The 17,291-nt window shown below is 36.7% G+C and carries 19 protein-coding genes and 1 riboswitch; of the genes, 7 read left to right on the top strand and 12 right to left on the bottom strand.

Annotated features, from left to right (window positions below):
- Positions 1 to 12: 12 nt before the first annotated feature.
- The gene (gene ribE, locus CIL05_RS18440; RefSeq protein WP_095657008.1) at positions 13 to 663 is read right to left on the bottom strand and encodes a riboflavin synthase; all 651 of its coding nucleotides are present in this window, start codon (positions 661 to 663) and stop codon (positions 13 to 15) included.
- A gap of 169 nt (positions 664 to 832) precedes the next feature.
- Positions 833 to 978, bottom strand: a riboswitch (FMN riboswitch).
- A 479-nt stretch (positions 979 to 1,457) separates the two neighbouring features.
- Here ribE and CIL05_RS18435 point away from each other — a divergent pair.
- The 3 genes from CIL05_RS18435 (at position 1,458) to CIL05_RS18425 (ending at position 5,264) form a co-directional block, all read left to right on the top strand.
- On the top strand, positions 1,458 to 2,855 hold the full coding sequence (locus CIL05_RS18435; protein WP_095657007.1) for an SNIPE associated domain-containing protein: 1,398 nt from the start codon (positions 1,458 to 1,460) through the stop codon (positions 2,853 to 2,855).
- A 313-nt stretch (positions 2,856 to 3,168) separates the two neighbouring features.
- Positions 3,169 to 4,209 (top strand): DUF2804 domain-containing protein, encoded by a 1,041-nt coding sequence (locus CIL05_RS18430; protein ID WP_338066955.1) that lies wholly within the window; start codon positions 3,169 to 3,171, stop codon positions 4,207 to 4,209.
- Between the two features lie 71 nt (positions 4,210 to 4,280).
- Positions 4,281 to 5,264 carry a DmpA family aminopeptidase gene (locus tag CIL05_RS18425; RefSeq protein ID WP_095657005.1) on the top strand — a complete coding sequence of 328 codons (984 nt, stop codon included), beginning with the start codon at positions 4,281 to 4,283 and terminating at the stop codon, positions 5,262 to 5,264.
- 27 nt (positions 5,265 to 5,291) lie between these two features.
- On the opposite strand, the gene CIL05_RS18420 is transcribed toward CIL05_RS18425, so the two are convergent.
- The 8 genes from CIL05_RS18420 to cyoE all read right to left on the bottom strand — a co-directional run bounded on the left by CIL05_RS18420 (position 5,292) and on the right by cyoE (position 10,615).
- Positions 5,292 to 5,540: a hypothetical protein gene (locus CIL05_RS18420; protein WP_095657004.1), complete on the bottom strand. Its 249-nt coding sequence runs from the start codon at positions 5,538 to 5,540 to the stop codon at positions 5,292 to 5,294.
- 15 nt (positions 5,541 to 5,555) lie between these two features.
- Positions 5,556 to 6,212, bottom strand: a complete 657-nt coding sequence (locus CIL05_RS18415; RefSeq protein ID WP_095657003.1) for a VC0807 family protein — start codon at positions 6,210 to 6,212, stop codon at positions 5,556 to 5,558.
- Entirely contained in the window at positions 6,209 to 6,961 is a 753-nt protein-coding gene (locus CIL05_RS18410; protein WP_165769170.1) for a MerR family transcriptional regulator, read from the bottom strand. Before CIL05_RS18410 ends, CIL05_RS18415 begins: the two co-directional genes overlap by 4 nt.
- Positions 6,962 to 7,031: 70 nt before the next feature.
- On the bottom strand, positions 7,032 to 7,952 hold the full coding sequence (locus CIL05_RS18405; RefSeq protein WP_095657001.1) for an RluA family pseudouridine synthase: 921 nt from the start codon (positions 7,950 to 7,952) through the stop codon (positions 7,032 to 7,034).
- Positions 7,953 to 8,046: 94 nt separating this feature from the next.
- Positions 8,047 to 8,277, bottom strand: a complete 231-nt coding sequence (locus tag CIL05_RS18400) for an excisionase family DNA-binding protein (protein ID WP_095657000.1) — start codon at positions 8,275 to 8,277, stop codon at positions 8,047 to 8,049.
- A gap of 25 nt (positions 8,278 to 8,302) precedes the next feature.
- A complete protein-coding gene (locus CIL05_RS18395) occupies positions 8,303 to 8,737 on the bottom strand; it encodes a UPF0158 family protein (RefSeq protein WP_095656999.1) in 435 nt (144 codons plus the stop codon).
- Positions 8,738 to 9,295: 558 nt separating this feature from the next.
- Positions 9,296 to 9,577 carry a GNAT family N-acetyltransferase gene (locus CIL05_RS18390; RefSeq protein ID WP_095656998.1) on the bottom strand — a complete coding sequence of 94 codons (282 nt, stop codon included), beginning with the start codon at positions 9,575 to 9,577 and terminating at the stop codon, positions 9,296 to 9,298.
- A 108-nt stretch (positions 9,578 to 9,685) separates the two neighbouring features.
- Positions 9,686 to 10,615: a heme o synthase gene (cyoE, locus tag CIL05_RS18385; RefSeq protein WP_095656997.1), complete on the bottom strand. Its 930-nt coding sequence runs from the start codon at positions 10,613 to 10,615 to the stop codon at positions 9,686 to 9,688.
- A gap of 845 nt (positions 10,616 to 11,460) precedes the next feature.
- Between cyoE and CIL05_RS18380 the strand changes: the two genes are divergently transcribed.
- The 3 genes from CIL05_RS18380 to CIL05_RS18370 are packed head-to-tail and all read left to right on the top strand — an operon-like array spanning position 11,461 to position 13,758.
- A complete protein-coding gene (locus tag CIL05_RS18380; RefSeq protein ID WP_095657091.1) occupies positions 11,461 to 12,252 on the top strand; it encodes a basic amino acid ABC transporter substrate-binding protein in 792 nt (263 codons plus the stop codon).
- 53 nt (positions 12,253 to 12,305) lie between these two features.
- The gene (locus tag CIL05_RS18375) at positions 12,306 to 13,019 is read left to right on the top strand and encodes an amino acid ABC transporter permease (RefSeq protein ID WP_095657090.1); all 714 of its coding nucleotides are present in this window, start codon (positions 12,306 to 12,308) and stop codon (positions 13,017 to 13,019) included.
- A gap of 16 nt (positions 13,020 to 13,035) precedes the next feature.
- Positions 13,036 to 13,758: an amino acid ABC transporter ATP-binding protein gene (locus CIL05_RS18370; protein WP_095656996.1), complete on the top strand. Its 723-nt coding sequence runs from the start codon at positions 13,036 to 13,038 to the stop codon at positions 13,756 to 13,758.
- Positions 13,759 to 14,047: 289 nt separating this feature from the next.
- Here CIL05_RS18370 and CIL05_RS18365 read toward each other — a convergent pair whose 3' ends face one another.
- Positions 14,048 to 14,566 carry a hypothetical protein gene (locus tag CIL05_RS18365; protein WP_095656995.1) on the bottom strand — a complete coding sequence of 173 codons (519 nt, stop codon included), beginning with the start codon at positions 14,564 to 14,566 and terminating at the stop codon, positions 14,048 to 14,050.
- A gap of 322 nt (positions 14,567 to 14,888) precedes the next feature.
- Complete coding sequence (locus CIL05_RS18360; RefSeq protein ID WP_095656994.1) at positions 14,889 to 15,179, bottom strand: HesB/YadR/YfhF family protein; 291 nt, start codon at positions 15,177 to 15,179, stop codon at positions 14,889 to 14,891.
- Between the two features lie 328 nt (positions 15,180 to 15,507).
- Between CIL05_RS18360 and CIL05_RS18355 the strand changes: the two genes are divergently transcribed.
- A complete protein-coding gene (locus tag CIL05_RS18355; RefSeq protein ID WP_095656993.1) occupies positions 15,508 to 16,419 on the top strand; it encodes a GNAT family N-acetyltransferase in 912 nt (303 codons plus the stop codon).
- Positions 16,420 to 16,628: 209 nt separating this feature from the next.
- On the opposite strand, the gene CIL05_RS18350 is transcribed toward CIL05_RS18355, so the two are convergent.
- A complete protein-coding gene (locus CIL05_RS18350) occupies positions 16,629 to 17,129 on the bottom strand; it encodes a CarD family transcriptional regulator (protein ID WP_095656992.1) in 501 nt (166 codons plus the stop codon).
- Between the last annotated feature and the right edge of the window lie 162 nt (positions 17,130 to 17,291).

Below are 17,291 nucleotides of genomic sequence, written 5' to 3'. Positions count from 1 at the left end.
GATTCCCTCCCATTACATGAACCCATTATTTTGAAGAAATGCTTCGCTCATTCCTTCTTTTTCCTGTGCATATTGTTGTTTGAGCATATTTTGAACATATTTTGCTAACATATCACATTCAATATTTACAATATCATTTTGACCCTTTTCACCAAGAATCGTTTCTGACACCGTATGTGGAATAAGCGAGATCGTAAATGTATTTCGATCTATACTGAAAATGGTGAGGCTGATTCCGTCAACTGTAACGGAACCTTTATGCAATAAAAATCCTGCAAGTTCTTCTGGTATTTCGATGTCATAGTAAATCGCATTTTCCTGTTTACGCTTCCCGGTAATTTTCCCTGTGCCATCGACATGACCTGAAACAAAATGCCCGCCAAACCTGCCATTAGCAGCCATCGCTCTTTCCAAATTCACTTTTGAACCTGCTTTCAATGCCTTTAATGACGTTGATTTAATCGTTTCAGGCATCGCATCTAAACTAAAATTGCCGGAAGCAAACTCCGTGACCGTCAAGCAGATTCCATTTACGGAAATGCTGTCACCGATATTTATATCTTCTATAACCTTTATCGAATCAATTATCATTTCAACTGCATGTTCCGAAACTTTTTGTATCTTTTTCACTGTGCCAATTTCTTCAATTATCCCAGTAAACATATATCTCTTCCTTTCTTAATTTATTAATTATTTTAAACTCAAAAAAGCCCCTGAATCAGCTTCAGAGGCGTAAGGACAGAATTTTAAATTGCAAGCAACATACGAAAAACAGGTATATTAAAATAAAGCACAAAAAATACAGCTATCCTAATAAAAAAATGCTTGCCTAAAATTCCTTCTCCCATCCAGACTATAACTGTCGGCTCTGGAGTTTCACCAGATCCACCGCTTGGTTTAAAACCGCACGGGTCACGGACTAAGAAGCATTGCTTCAACACCGTCGATTGGGAATTTCACCCGACCCCGAAGGAAATTCTCATATGAAGTTGTATCTTTGTTATAACTTAAATGTGCTCATAGTGCAAGTTATTAGGGTTGCCTATTTTTTTGTTTTGGTTTAATTATGGTCGTTTTGGATACTTGTTGACGAATTTAGTCAACATTTCGTCAACAACTATTGTATAATAATCATATATAGTAAAATTTACCTATAAAGGAGATGCTGATAAAAATGGCAAATAGTTTTAAAGAATTAACTCTTTGGTCAATTTCTAGAGGGTTTTAAAATGCATAACTTCATCCTTATTTTCAATGATCACGTTTTCTTTTTTTAATTAATATACATTATTTCAAAAATAAATTCCCCCTCACTTTTTTCGATATTAGTTATAAGAGAAGATTTATCGATGATTGTAAGAATCTAACAGAAGAAGACATTGATAACATTAGAAACTATATTGAGTTTATGCAGCAGAAATTAAAAAAGAGGAAATAATTAATATAAGGAGGATATTATGTATAAGGTAAAGTGGTATTTATCAACCTGGTTTATTTGCATTTGTTTCTTTTTGTCATTCCTATATGTTCCAGTAGTAATCGGTATCGTTCTTTTAATATTAAGGATAAATGAAGACAAAAAGATAAAAAAATATTGGGAAGAAAGTGGATTCGATGACATCATTGAAGCGCAGAAAGAGAAGGACCGTATCGAAAAGGAAATAGAATCATTAAAGAGCAGTTCTCAAAAAGAGCTTGATAAATTCAATAATGAAATTAATTCTTCTAAATCAGTTATAGAAGAATTAAATAACAAAAGAGATGAACTTAAGGATAAAATTATAATCCTTGATGATGAACTATTATATCAATCTTTTGGTTTTTATGATCCAAAATATGACTTAGAAAACTCAGAGCAATATAAAGAAAAATTAAAGGAAATCAGAAACCAACAAAAGGAAATGGTTAAAAATAAAACTGCTACTTCGCATTCAGATAACTGGCAATTAGATGGAAGTAAACAAAAAGGCAAGGTTATGAACAACAACAATATAAAACTAACTTTGCGCTCTTTTAATAATGAATGTGACGCTGCAGTTTCAAACGTCAAATTTAACAACATAAATTCGATGGAAAAGAGAATCAAAAAAGCGTATGATCAGTTAAACAAAACGAATAAAAATAATCAGATAGATATCAAAGAAAAATATTTAGCTTTAAAGTTAGATGAACTATATTTGGCATACGAGTATGTTCAAAAAAAAGAAGAAGAAAAAGAAGAACAGCGCCGTATCAGGGAACAAATTCGCGAAGAAAAGAAACTACAACTCGAAATAGAAAGGCAACGGAAAAAGATTGAGAAAGACGAAAAGCATCACGAGTTAGCACTTATTAAATATAACGAACAATTGCTTAATGCAACTGAAGAAACTAAAAAAGAATTAGAAGTGAAAATAAAAGAAGTAACAGTAAAAATGGGGGATTTAAAGAGAGAAAAAGAACAAGTGGATTACAGAGAGCAAAATGCAAGAGCTGGATATGTCTATATTATATCGAATATCGGCTCATTTGGTGAAGATATATTCAAAATAGGTATGACCAGACGGTTGGAGCCAACTGAGCGCGTTAAGGAATTAGGCGATGCCTCGGTTCCATTTACTTATGATATACACGCCATGATCTTTTCTAATGACGCTCCTACCTTAGAAACTGCCTTACATCAAGAGTTTAGCGATCAACGAGTAAACTTAGTCAATATGCGTAAAGAGTTTTTTAATGTACCTTTAGAACAGATTGAGAAAATTGTAAGAGAAAAACATGACAAAGTAGTTGAGTTTACCAAGCTAGCAGAAGCTGAAGAGTGGAGAAAAAGTAATCAAATTATAGAAAATACAAAAGAAGAGATAACAGCTTAATATTTTTTAAGATTAAATAATATGGTGTACATTAATTTGTACACCTATTCTTATAGATTTAAACAGAACGTAAGCTTGCAAAAAGGAAGATATCATGCATTTCACTACACTGTTAGATGATGTTGTTCAGGAGCACAAATGTTAGCTACAAAATAACTTATGGAGGTGCAGTTTCTAATAATAGATACTGAGGAAGTAGTGTGTTGCGATTTCATTTGGCATATCATCAGGTATTTCTTATTTGACTTAAATGAAAGAAATACATTTCCAATTGAAGGATTTTGCTGTCATTTGTCGAATTATAAGCTAATAGATCCATAAGGGGGTTTTTGCAATAACTACATATACCGAAAGAGAAATCACACAACCTGTTCAACTTTGTGATTCCAATGGTAATCTAAATAAAGAAAGTATCGGCTGGGCGCGTAATCCTATAATTACATCCAATCTAACAGGACATTTCTTGCGCAAGAAAAAATGGAATTATTGGTGCGTATTTGGTAAGGATGCAATGTTTTCAGCAACCATTAGTCATCTCGACTATGCTGCTGTCTGTTTTGTGTATACCCTAGAATACAGCACAAAGAAGTTTCACGAGGAAACAATTCTTATCCCATTTAGCAAAAAAGTGGTAATGTCTGAAAATGTTTACGATAGTATGGAAGCGATCCATAAAGACCTTGGCATATTTTTCGTCTGGAATGAAGATCATATGACACTAAAGGTGAGCAGTATAGATTTTGGTGGAGAAGCACTAAAGACTGATATAAAAATAAATTACCCAACAAACCTGGATACACTGAATGTTGTTGTACCCTGGAATGACAACCAATTTCAGTTCACAGCAAAACATCATTGTCTGCCGGCAGAAGGTGAATTTTCTTTGGGAAGCAAAACGTTTACATTTAATCCGGAAACAGATTTTGCAGTACTCGACTATGGACGTGGTGTTTGGCCACGTGAAAGTACCTGGAATTGGGGTATGGCATCAGGAAGACAATCGGATGATGTCATTGGATTAAATTTCGGTGGACAATGGACGGATCGCACAGGCTCCAATGAAAATGCAGTTATTTTGAATGGAAGCATAACGAAAATTAATGAGGATGTTGAATTCATTTATGATCAAGCAGACTATATGAAACCCTGGAAAATTCATACAGTTTCTGAACAAGTACGTCTTACTTTTACCCCATTTTTCGAGCGTAAAGCCTATTCCAATGTACTTGTTGTGAAATCAGATGTACACCAAATGGTCGGACATTATTCCGGAGAGATACAGCTTCCAAATGGGAAAACACTGGTGATTGATGGTTTACTTGGTTGCATTGAAGAACATATGGCGAAATGGTAAGGATTGTACAATTAAACTATTTAATAATGCTAATACTATATCTACATAATTTCCGAAAGGGGTTGTTCAATATGCTGCAAAAAGGAAAAGCCAATTGTATTACCGATGTGGAAGGCGTTATGGTTGGACATGTCACTTTATATGAAAAAATTGATGAGGAAAACACGATTTGTACGGGAGTTACTGCAATCCTGCCACATGGAGAGAATCTTTTTAATAAGAAAACACGTGCAGGAAGTGCAGTGATCAATGGATTTGGTAAAACTGCAGGTCTGATTCAAGTAGATGAACTTGGGCTGCTGGAATCTCCAATCATGCTTACAAACACTTTTAGTGTGGGAGCCGTTTTGCAGGGTACGTTGCAATATATGATGGATACTACGAAGGAAATTGGTGACACAACAAGTACGATTAATATTGTTGTCGGGGAATGCAATGACAGTTATTTGAACGCTATTCGCCATCAAGCGATAAAGCCTGAACATGCTATACAAGCAATTAAAAATGCTACAGGTGATCCAGTAGAAGAAGGGGCTGTAGGAGCCGGTAAAGGAATGGTTTGCTTTAACTACAAAGGCGGAATTGGAACAGCTTCACGAGTCATAAACGTCGAAAAGGAAAATTATACTGTTGGCTGCCTAGTTCTGAGCAATTTCGGAAAGCGGGAGGAAGCATTATTTGCTGATTTTGATAAAATAAAAATGGATACACCGGATGGTTCCATCATGATAATCATTGCAACAGATGCACCACTTTATGATCGACAGCTAAAACGTCTTGCAAAGCGCTGTGCAGCTGGACTTGGACGAACCGGGAGTCACATTGATAATGGCAGTGGAGATATAGCCATAGCATTTTCAACTGCCAATCCCTATGAACATCATGTGAAAACACCTATGCAGTATGGAAATTATCTTCGAGATGACCACCCAGTAATGAATCAATTATTTCAAGCCGTTATTGAGACAACGGAAGTAGCGATTATCAATTCATTAAAAAATGCAGAAACTACGGAAGGCAGAAAAGGTAGAGTTGTGGAAAAGGCTCCATTTTAAAGGATGAGTGGAATTTCCGCTCATCCTTCATCCTTTTGCTATTTTCTTAAATACTTTCATTACACCCATAGCTGCACAAAAAGAGATGATTCCAAAAAGGATGACAAGGGCCGGATCCGTGTTGCCAAATTCAATTTTGCCTGAAAATACTGATCCTGTTTCTATTACCTCCTGAATATCCGGGGTGTAAAAAAAGGTAGAAACAATGCCCGTTCCAATTTGCAAAAGGAAGTAAACCCCTAGGAAAATTACAGTAAAACCTATGTATTTCAGCATGCATATCCCCTTTCCTTAATCTGTATCATTTGCTGCTGTATCAGGCTGCACCTGATTCTGCTCTTTAAAATAATTATTTATTTTTACAGTAATTAATATAAAACCTAAGGTAATCAATATACTAAAGGTCCAGCCACTTATATTCATATAGATAAGCATTTTCCCAAAGCCATCAGCACCATATGTATGGATGAGCCAGCCTTTTAGTCCATTATGGAAAATTCCACGAACGACAAATAGCAATGTCAATAACTGAAACCATCTAAAGATTCCTCTCGTACGGTACAATCTTTTACTCGCTTCACGCCGGTATCCTTGCAAATATGCCCAGTCAACAGCAAAATAGAGTGCCAATGGTTTTCTAAATAACATCGATAATAAATAGACAATAACATAACCAAAACCTAAATAAACCTGATTCCATAGCATATTATCTGCAGAAGATGACAATAAATTTACAGCTGTACTAATGAATAGTGAACCAATGATAAATAATCCAGCTATATTTAACTGTTTTTCCATTATAAATCGGTAAATGGTATAAATAAATCCGGGAACTGTTGATAATAGGATTGCAAGATAATCTCCAAGTGGTTCTCTTCCATGGGTCCAGATCAAATAGGGAATTGCCGCATAGCAAATTAAATCCAGAAAAATAAGCTTTCTATTCATCGGCTTTCACCTACTTGTCCATGGGTGAAATAATATTCATAAGCCCTTCTGATAAAGTCAGTAATTTCCGGATCATATTCGTACACACCCAAATTTTCTTTCTTTTCCCAATTAAGATGCCAAACTTTTTGTGAAAGTTTTTGATCGCCTTTGAACATGTTATCTACCAGGCCCATCCACCTTTTCGCCAAACTCTGGGCTTCTGATGACGAAGGTTCCTTATGAATATGCAATCGAATATCATTTATAAGCGCTGTCCATTTTTCAACTTCCTCATGATCCTCACCAATTCGCGGAAGTTGATTTAAAATTTCCTGCTCTTCTTCGGTAAAATACTTGTTCCAATTCGCTATTATTTTCTGTTTGTCACTTTTTACATCGGTAAATGTATTGAAAATACCTTGCCAGTCATCATCCCCATTTAATTCCATCAGTTGTATGATTGCCTGTATTTTTTCTTTTGATTTTTGCAGCTGCTTCTCTTCTGCTTGGATAATTTCCAATCTTATTTGCAGTAAATCTTTGGCCGATTTTATTTGATCTGCAAGTATTTCGTGAATGGTCTCCAGCTCAAATCCCAGTTCTTTTAAAAATATGATATTATGCAGCTTTAAAACAGCATCATTATCATAATAACGGCGTCCACCCTCACCGATACTAGTTGGTGGCAATAGCCCAATCTCATCATAATATCTCAATGTACGAATCGTTACATTACTTAGCTTAGAAAGCTTTCCTATTGAATACATGAAACAACCTCCCCCGTTAATGATTATTTTCATTATACAGGGTTACGTTACGGGAGGTGCAACTACTTTTTCAATTTTTCTCCAATTTTGATTTTGTCAAAAAAGATTTCGGCACATCTGCTTTAAATAGTAATAATTGTTCTGTCGTCGGGTGGTTAAATGACAATACCTTTGCATGCAGTCCCAGTCTGCCGATTTCATTTGTCTTTGAGCCATATTTCTTATCACCAACAACTGGATAACCCAAATCCTGCATATGGACACGAATTTGGTTTTTCCGCCCTGTTTCAAGCTGTACTTCAAGTAAGGAATAATCTTGGTTGGATTGGATAACTTTATAGCGGGTTACCGCATGCAGACCATCATTTTTTGTTTGGCTTGAATACACTAAATGGGTTTTACTTTCACGTAGCCATGACGAAATATAGCCCTTTTCCTTTGCCACTTTTCCCTCAACAAGTGCAGCATAGGACCGCTTTTTTACAATCGTCTTCCAATTATTTTGCAAGGTGCGCTTTACCTGCTCACTTTTAGCGAACATCATCACACCTGATGTATCTTTATCCAAACGATGAACAACAAAAATTCTGTTTTGTGGATTCTCTAGTCTGACATACTCCATCAATTGATGATGTGCCGTTTGTCTTTTTTCCTTTTCTGTAGCTATTGACAGCAAGCCAGCTTCTTTATTAATTACAATGATGTCGTCATCCTCATATAAAATAGACATGCCGATTAAAGCATTTTCTTTTACTGCTGCTTTATTTTTCAAAATCGTAACAGTCTGACCTGCCTGCAGTGAATAATTATGTTTTGTTTCAATATGATCATCCACTGTTACCTGCCCACGTGTAAGGATGGATTTCACTGAATTACGGCTGCGATTGGACATAGCTTCCCGTAAGAAAGGCAGTAATTCTTGCTGTTCCCTGACCGTATATATGAGAGAATTCGCTTGCTTCTTGTTTCTTGTATTGTGTTTTTTAGACATGTTTATCTCCTTCACCTAAAAAATGCTAAGTTAACTGTTCTTTTAATCATGACAGCTTTCCTTAACATTAAAGTTAAATTATCCTGATTGCAACCTAATCCTCATCCTTCACATCAATATCTTCCGGAATCGGTTCATTTAGATATTCCTGGATCATTCTTTGGTACTTTTCCACCTGTTCAAAATGCGTGGTAAATTGCGCTTTATTAATTAAGTACTGCTCCCCATCATGAATAGAGCGAATGCGTCCCTGCAGTACAAGGGCTTTGATTTTGTATGCTTCGATGGATAAATATTCAGCAGTTTCCTGGATGGTTAGGTACATGACATTTTATTCTCCCCTGCAGTAATTACTTTTTATCTGATCTGAATTTCTGATTAAGCATTTCATACAACAGACTGTGATCACTCAACCATTTCATAATAACTTCTTTTGCCTCATTTTGCTCAAAAGAATACCATTGTTCCTCCATTCCAAGTTCAATTACTTTATCTTTAAAGTTCCTAAATGGTTTTCTTCCTTCAAGTACTCTAGCTAATTTTTCAGTTATTGCTGGTTTTTGTTTATCGCAGAATTTAAGCATAACATCATATGCTTCAGATGAAGTTATTTGCGGGATTGAAAGAAGACTCTCAGCTTCTTCATCATTCCAGTCGACTTCCGGTTCTCCCGTTAATGATTCCGGAGCATCCAAAATTACCTCCCCTGTTTCCTTATTTAAAACATATGACATTTCATCAAAGTTATCTAAATAGGCTGAAGCTAATTCATCCATTAATTCCATAACTTAAAAAACCCTTCTTTTTATTATTTATTTTTAAATGACAAATAATCCTCGTAGTGGATGTAAACTGCGAAGTAAATTGGGATTGATTCCAATAACATGTGCTATTGTCGCCGTCCGGGATCGCTGCGGGCGGATGCTTTCCGCGGGCACGGCCTCAGCCTCCTCAAGAAACCCACTCTGCGGGGTCTTCGGACACGTGCTATTCCCGCAGGAGTCACCGCCCTCCGCTCACCCGGACTGGTGGAGTGTTCAATGCTTTGTACCAATTAGTTCATATGGTTCATTGCCAATACTTGCAATTATAGCGGAGGAAATACACGGAGACTCCTGCGGGAGCAGAGGCCTAGATGAGACCCCGGAGAGCGGAAGCTCGAGGAGGCTCATCAGCCGCCCGCGGAAAGCGTAGTGTATTTCCGGAGCGATGGATTAAACCTATTACTATTGATTTTACTTCGCAGATTATTTCTTTTCTGTAAAAAAACAATCTTTTAGAAAACAGCAATGCAAAAAATCAGGACGTCCCTATTTGAGATGTCCTGATTTATTTTCCACCTTTTATTTCTGCTCCAGCACATCATGAAATTCTAGAGTTTTCTCTAATTTACTTTTTGCATAGGGACATAAAGGATTGATATTTTTCCCTTTTTCTCTGGCGTATATGACAACCTGCTCTACTAATTTCCCGGCAATCCCCTGGCCCCGGAGCTCGTCCGACACATAGGTATGATCAATAACCAATCGATTATCCCCGTTTTCTACAAATGTAATTTCTGCTAATGGATCCTTTATGTCGTCCCCAACGTAAAATTTACTTGCTCCCTTATTGATTGTAGCCATTGTGTTGCCTCCATTTTTTATTGAAATTATAACCTTGAACATCCGTACATTCTTATATGATCATATCACTTTATATAATTACTCTACAACACCTATTCTTCTTTTCCCTTAAACAGGTAATGTTACAATGATCGACAGGATAAATAATATCGCTAAATAATTTACAGAGTAGAGAAAATTCATATGTGCCCATTTCCAGTTGTTTTCGGTAAAAAATCCTGTCAAACTGAGGATCAGCCAGCCAACATTAAGGATTGTGATTATCACGATGAATGTCGTGCCGAGTGCGGATAAAAAGAATGGTAGTGGCAGCAGACATGCAACATAAACAAACATTTGGCGTTTTGTCACATTCATACCATGCACAACAGGCAGCATCGCAACATTGGCTGCTTTATATTCCTTATATTTCTTAATGGCAATTGCAAATGTATGCGGCATTTGCCAAATAAACAAAATAAGAAATAAAACAATCGGTACAATATGATAAGCAGAATCAATTGCTGCCCAGCCAATTAAAGGTGTCACCGCACCGGAAAGACTGCCGATTACCGTATTAAGTGTATATTTTCGTTTGGACCACATCGTATACAGAAAAACATAGGTAAACCAGCCGATGAACGCATATATTACCGTTTCGAACGTGATAAATAATAATAGAATAAAACCTAGGAGTGTCGTAATAATCCCCGTTGCTAAAACGGCTTTCAGTGAAAAATTACCAGTTACTGTTGGACGAAGCTTCGTCCGCTCCATGACAGTATCGATATCAACATCGTACCAGTTATTAAAAATAAGTGCACCTGCCATAACGAGAGTACTTCCTACAATAGTCAACAAAAATAACACCCAATGATCGATAAAGGAAGCGTTGGTAAAATGAAGTGCCAGCCAGAATCCGGCAAAAACAGGCAATACATTCAGGATCAAAACTTTTGCTTTAAATAGTGAGATAAGATCAGAGATCAGTGTTGTTTTTTGCATATTAATAGACTCGTTAACCCCCTTCTGTGAAGCGGGTATTTCTTTATTTCTCATTATATATCCTCCACTAATTCTAGACGAAATCATAGTTGAAATCTAGTTTATTTTATAGTAAATCCAAGAATAATTATATCACGGAATAGAATTACATTCTAATATACAAGCCGTTAAAAAAATTCTCACGAAATAATGACAATTTGCGCTATATTTCTTTTTTAAAAGGCTCTTTTCGTATAGATTGTTGCTAATATCACCGCAGTTGATACAAAAGACGACGTATGTGTTTGGTAGTTTTCCGCTACGGACCGTTGCTTTCCGCGGGCACGGCTTCAGTCTCCTCGAGAAAACCCTCTGCGGGGTCTTCAGACACGTGCTATTCCCGCAGGAGTCAACGGTCCTCCGCTCCAAACAACCATCATAAAGGTGAATAGCAATTAAATGATTCAATCAAACGATAAATCATTTTTTGAAGTTGACAAGCACAATACCAGCGGAGGAAAAACACGAAGACTCCTGCGGGAGGAGAGGCATAGGTGAGACCCCACAGTGCGTAGCACGAGGAGGCTCACCAGCCGCCCGCGGAAAGCGTAGTGTATTTCCGGAGCGATAATGACCACCAGTCATCATCTCTTACATCCCACTTTATATCAACTTTCCTGTAAAAAACAACAAATCTTTTGGTGGGGCGAGTAATCGCAGCCCCAAATCATTTCGGTGGGACGAGTAACCGCAGTCCCAATCTTTTAGAAAACAGCATTTTTTTAAAAACTAGTACAAATTTCTCATAATTTTATTGCAATCTATAATTTACTCGCTTATAATTATACTAATCATCAGAAGTGTTTAAAAATTCAATCACCGATGATGTAAGGATAATAATAGAGGGGGAAGGGATATTGATGAATAAAGTACGATTTTGGTCAGTTGGGATTCTATTATTAGTTTTGAGTATGGTTCTGTTTGGCTGTGGAGATTCAGATACAGCGTCCTCGGAAGACGGGGATTCAGCTGACGGTAAAACAAAGCTGGTTGTCGGAACAGATGCTACTTATGCACCGATGGAATATATGGATGAGGATGGAAATATTGTTGGTATCGATATCGATATTGTGGAAGCGATTGCAGAGGCAGCTGACTTTGAAGTGGAATTTAAAAATATTGGCTGGGAACCATTATTTCCTGCGGTAGATAATGAAGAAGTCGATTTTGCGGTTTCATCTATTACAATTACGGATGAACGAAAGGAATCCTTTGATTTCACAGATCCGTATTATGTAGCAAATCAGGTCATTCTCGTACCTGAAGATACAGATATCACAGAATATGCGGACCTTGAGGATAAACGGGTATCTGTTCAAATCAATACAACAGGGCATATCGTTGTAAAGGAATTACTCGGCAATACTAGTGCTGATATTGTTGCAGCTGAAACAATGCCTTTTGCTATAGAAGAAATGTTAAACGAAAATGCTGACGCTGCTGTTGGGGATAATTCCGTTGTTAATGAGTACATCAAGAATAATCCCAATGTGGAATTAAAAGTAATTGAAGATGACAGTTTTGAAAAGGAATTTTATGGATTAATGGTTAAACAAGGAAACACAGAAGTCATGGATTTATTAAATGAAGGGATTCAAGCAATAAAAGATAGCGGGAAATTGAAGGAAATTACCGGTTTTGATGTGGAGTAATCAGATGGTATTCACCATAAATCTAGCTAACTTACATTCAGGAGGTGATGACCATCGATTTCTTAGATATACGTTTTGATATGATTTGGAATTATAAAGAACTTTTTATTCGTGGGATCTGGGTGACCCTGGGACTGACTGTGATTGGCTACTTAGGTGGAATTATACTGGGGTTATTCCTTGGAATGGGAAAACTGTCCAAGCGAAAATGGATCTACTACCCTTGTAAATACTATGTTGACTTTTTCCGTGGTACCCCATTACTCGTGCAGATTTTACTTATTCACCTGGCAGTAATTCCTTCTATTTTTGGTCATTCGCTTGGTTATTTCGTATCCGGAGCCACTGCTCTACTGCTTAATTGTGGTGCATATAATGCAGAAATCATCCGGGCAGGAATCCAATCGATTGAAAAAGGTCAAACGGAAGCAGCGAGATCCCTTGGTATGCCAAGTGGTGTTGCTATGAAAAATATTATCCTGCCACAGGCATTCAGACGAATGGTTCCACCGCTTGGTAATGAATTAATAGCGTTATTGAAGGATTCATCATTAGTAACGGTTATTGCGGCAAATGATTTGCTGTATGCTGGCAAGGTTGTTGCTGGAGCATATTCACGGTTCTGGGAGCCATATATTACGGTCGCCATTTTATACTTAATGCTAACATTTGTATTTACGAAGGTCATTGCATATGTCGAGAAACGCTTTAGCAATAGTTATGTGCCTTCACAAAGAAGACGAATATTCACATTTGGTCGTTCGTAGATAGGAAGGTGAACAGATGATTAAAATTGAAGGACTGCATAAATCATTTGGTCAGTTGGAAGTTTTAAAAGGAATTGATTACGAAGTAAAAGAAAAGGAAATCATTTGTGTCATCGGTCCAAGCGGTTCCGGGAAGAGTACTTTCCTCCGATGTATTAACTTACTGGAGGATATTACAGATGGTGCTGTTTTTATTAATGGTTTAAAAGTAAATGATTCCGGTACAAATATAAATGAAATCCGTAAAGATGTTGGCATGGTATTTCAACAGTTTAATTTATTCCCACATATGAACGTGCTGAACAATATTACCATTTCACCCAGAAAAATCAGGAAAATGAATCCAAAGGAAGCGGAGCAACTGGCAGTCGAATTGCTTGAAAAGGTTGGTCTTGCCGATAAAGCAAAAAGCTTTCCTGAACAATTATCAGGTGGGCAAATGCAACGGGTGGCGATTGCAAGAGCACTGGCAATGCAGCCGAAGATCATGTTATTTGATGAGCCAACCTCCGCACTTGATCCGGAAATGGTTAAAGAAGTGCTGGATGTCATGAAGCAGCTTGCTTTTGAAGGGATGACTATGGTTGTCGTGACACACGAAATGGGATTCGCAAAAGAAATGGGAGACAGGGTGCTATTTATGGATGAGGGTAAGCTTGTAGAAGAAGGAACCCCTGATGCAATATTTAATAATTCCACAAATGAGCGGACAAAAGCATTTTTGAGTATGGTGCTGTAATCTGTGCATGGTTTTTCGTTTGAAAGAATCTCTTTTATAATAAAGAAACGAAATGAAAAGTAATTTGCAGCCTAAATTACTTAACTAAATTAATTAAGCTGGTTTGGCATCATTGCCCAAACCAGCTTTTTTCCTAAATCCAACTATTTTTAATGTGCCACTCTCTGTTTATAACTTTTATACAATCCAAATATGCTTCCAGCAGCAAACACGATATCTAACAGTCTTAACTGCCATATTAAAAAAAGCATCCTTTTCTATTAAAAGACGCTTTTTTAACAAGGTATTTTTATAAGGCTTCCTCTACCGTAACTAGATCTCTAAACACTTCATTCCCCAATCTTTCCTTCACCTGTCTCTCCCAGTATTTCACTGTATCAACAGTAACTTTTTCCCTTTCCGCTATTTCTTCTACAGTCATTTTTAAACGAATATGGGAATCCAAATAATTCCACTGGTTTTCTGTCAGCTCTGATCGCAGCATGTCCCATAGAAACGGGTCATCAATACGCCCTTCTTTCGTATACAGCGCTACCATATCATGTTTCAGCATTCTCTCATACCGCTGTACTTTCGTATTCTTACGAGCTGGTTCGGTAAATCGCTTTTTAACAATATAATTGAAGTATGTAGATAGGATGCCATTATCCTGCTGGTATGTCCTGTTAGCATTCCACCTAGCATAAAGACCTTCCTGGTAGTATTCCTGATGTTGGTCGCCGATGCGCAGTTTATTAATATGGTAGTAAATTCTCCTTTCATTTTGTTTGAAAATCTCTTCGAAAGTAAACAATGACTCCTGATTCATTTTTCCCCTCATCCCCCTATTGGTTTTTAATTACACCGCTACTCCTACCATTAATAAAAGTAATTTGATGTAACTAAATTCAAAATTTTTATAAAATTTATAACTTTACTTATACGATAGTATATAAGTCCTATTTTATCAAGGGTAAAGTAAAGATTTATGGGGTAAATTGTCTAATTATACAAATATATGACTTATATCACTCTTCGGGAATAAATGGATAAAAGTAATTTTTAAAAAAGGTCTTCAATTAAAAAGCCACAGTATCAAAACACTGTGGCAAGAAAATTTATATTCACTTATTTTTTTGATTTAAAGAGGTTTATTTCTCGATAAAATTATATTCTACCTCATCTTCTCCCATTTCAACCTTCAAATCATATTCATCCAAAAGCCATGCGTCCTTTTCATCAAAGTAAAAGGTAATCCCCTTTACTTCGGTGTTAATTCCTATTTTCCCAGTATCTCCAACGGAAATCCCTAAGAAGTAATTCGAATGAGCTGTTGGAATGCCACCATAAATTTTAGCGAAAAATTGAATGAAATCTCCTGCTTCCAAGTCCATCTCATCTATATACCAATCTGCAGCTGCATCAGTAATTTCCAATTTCATATCTATCTACCCCATCCGTTCATTTTTTATCTCTCAAACTTCTTCAATTATAACATGCTTACCCTTAAAACTTCATTAATATGCAGTGTACATTCTACTGGTGCAGTAAATTTCCCTGTTAGATTTTTAAAAAGTGTTTACCAAATTAAAAATTGAAATTTTATGATAAAATGAGTGGCAAACGCAGGTACAAATCACACGTGCGTAATAAGAACTGCCCGTGCAACTATGGCAGTTATTAGTTTGATTGTTTTATTCATTTTAATACCTGACATTTTTAGAAAACTTCTCTGCCAAACAAGAATTTATTCCATAGGGAGTGACATAAATGGCAACAACAATGATACGAACGTTAAACCTTAATGACTTTTCCAATCTGGAATCTATGGAAACAGGAATAGAAGACGATTATGTAAAAAGAATTTTCAACCGATTAATAACGGGGAACAATCGTTTATATGGGTTGTTTTCAGACGGGCAATTAGTGAGTTATGGTGGCTTCACTATATACGCTAAGCGATATGCCATGTTAGGCAGGCTACGCAGTGATCGTCGCTATCGAGGGAGAAATTTTGCAACAACTCTAATGTCCCATATCATGCACGAGGCGTTTAAATTAAATGGCATTCAATGGGTCGGTGCGAATACACAGGAAGATAATTTAGCTACACGCCGTATTCTCGAAAAACTCGGGATGAAACAAGAGTCTGTTTTACATGGTGCGCTTACAAAGGATACAAAAGCACTCGAATCTGGTGCAAAGCCCTGGAATAAAATTTATGATCTCAAACGAAAAAAGGATTGGATCAATGAAGTATATGTGAAAAAAACAGCTGTTTTCCCATACGAGTGCTATTACCCCCTTCCCGCTTCAAAGGAATTGTTTCCAGAGGATCATTTGCTGGAGTGGTCATTTTACGAAAATGATGCGAGAACACGATTTCTCATCACAAAGAAGGATCAAAAGAAGCATCATTATCTGCATGCCGTCTATCCTTGGAGTGATATCACAAAACAAGCAGGACTATGGGAGACCATCGCAAACGATTATCACCAATTAGTGGAACAAACAGCGGATGAGACGTACATATGGATGGATTTAACAAAAGAAGAAGTACAATCCCTCCCTGGGGATCACAAATTTACACTGCCCTCCCCTTGGATATTACATGGGATGGAGAGAAAAAAATGGAAGGAATCAGTAAAAGCAGTAGCCAGTTTCTCCACTTTACATCATTAAAGCATTAGGGACTGAATCTTGTTACATTACGGATTAAAAAATATCGCTGCAAAGAAACACAGATTTTCTTTTGCAACGATATTTTAGGGCTCCTAGTACAGAGAGGAATCAATAATGGTTAAAATAGTTGGATAAATACATGCGGAAATTAAAAAAGACCATCAAAAAAATGGTCTTTTCAACTTATATTTTATAAAATTTAAACGCAGTTACGCTGTTTGCTTGATCATACCTTTAATCTTTTTGGTTATTTTTTCAAAAGAAGTATCCAGTGACACTGCTAATTCCGTGAACATAATACTTTGGGTCTGTTCTAAAACTTTTCGATCCTGAATGCTCATCTTTTTGTTGTCTTTCCGGATCTCCTGTTCCTTCCGCATTAATGTATTAATTAAATTGGAAATATCATGTCGGTCACCAGTATTTACAATCCCCTGGAACTTTTTGTTTCGCTGTCTCGAATCATCAATCCACTGTATACCTGGCTCTTGGAAAGATTCCAGTACTCCATTTGCTTCCTCTTTTTCCATAATCGGATGCATGGTTGCTTTCTCATTATCTACCGGAGAACTTATCTTTAATTTCGGATCATCAATCGGATGCATCACATAATAAGTTCTTGTAACATTGTTTAAAGTTTTATCACTTATCTCAACAATCTCACATAAGCCATGTGTGGAATAAATAATCAAATCACCAACACTAAACATCCTAACGCCCTCCAGCTTTTTAATCGTCAACTTAGTTTACATTACTAGTATACACCTTATTTCGCAAGTTGTCAATTCAGTTGACAATTTGGAGAGGATTTTGTATAGTGTTTTTTGGCAGGAAAGTATAAAACATTTACTTCCTGAAGAATGGTAAGGAGT

Source organism: Virgibacillus profundi (assembly GCF_002287375.1).
Classification (GTDB): Bacteria; Bacillota; Bacilli; order Bacillales; family Amphibacillaceae; genus Virgibacillus_K; species Virgibacillus_K profundi.
Note: the sequence above shows the minus strand (reverse complement) of the source record. Positions and strands in the feature narration are given on the sequence as shown.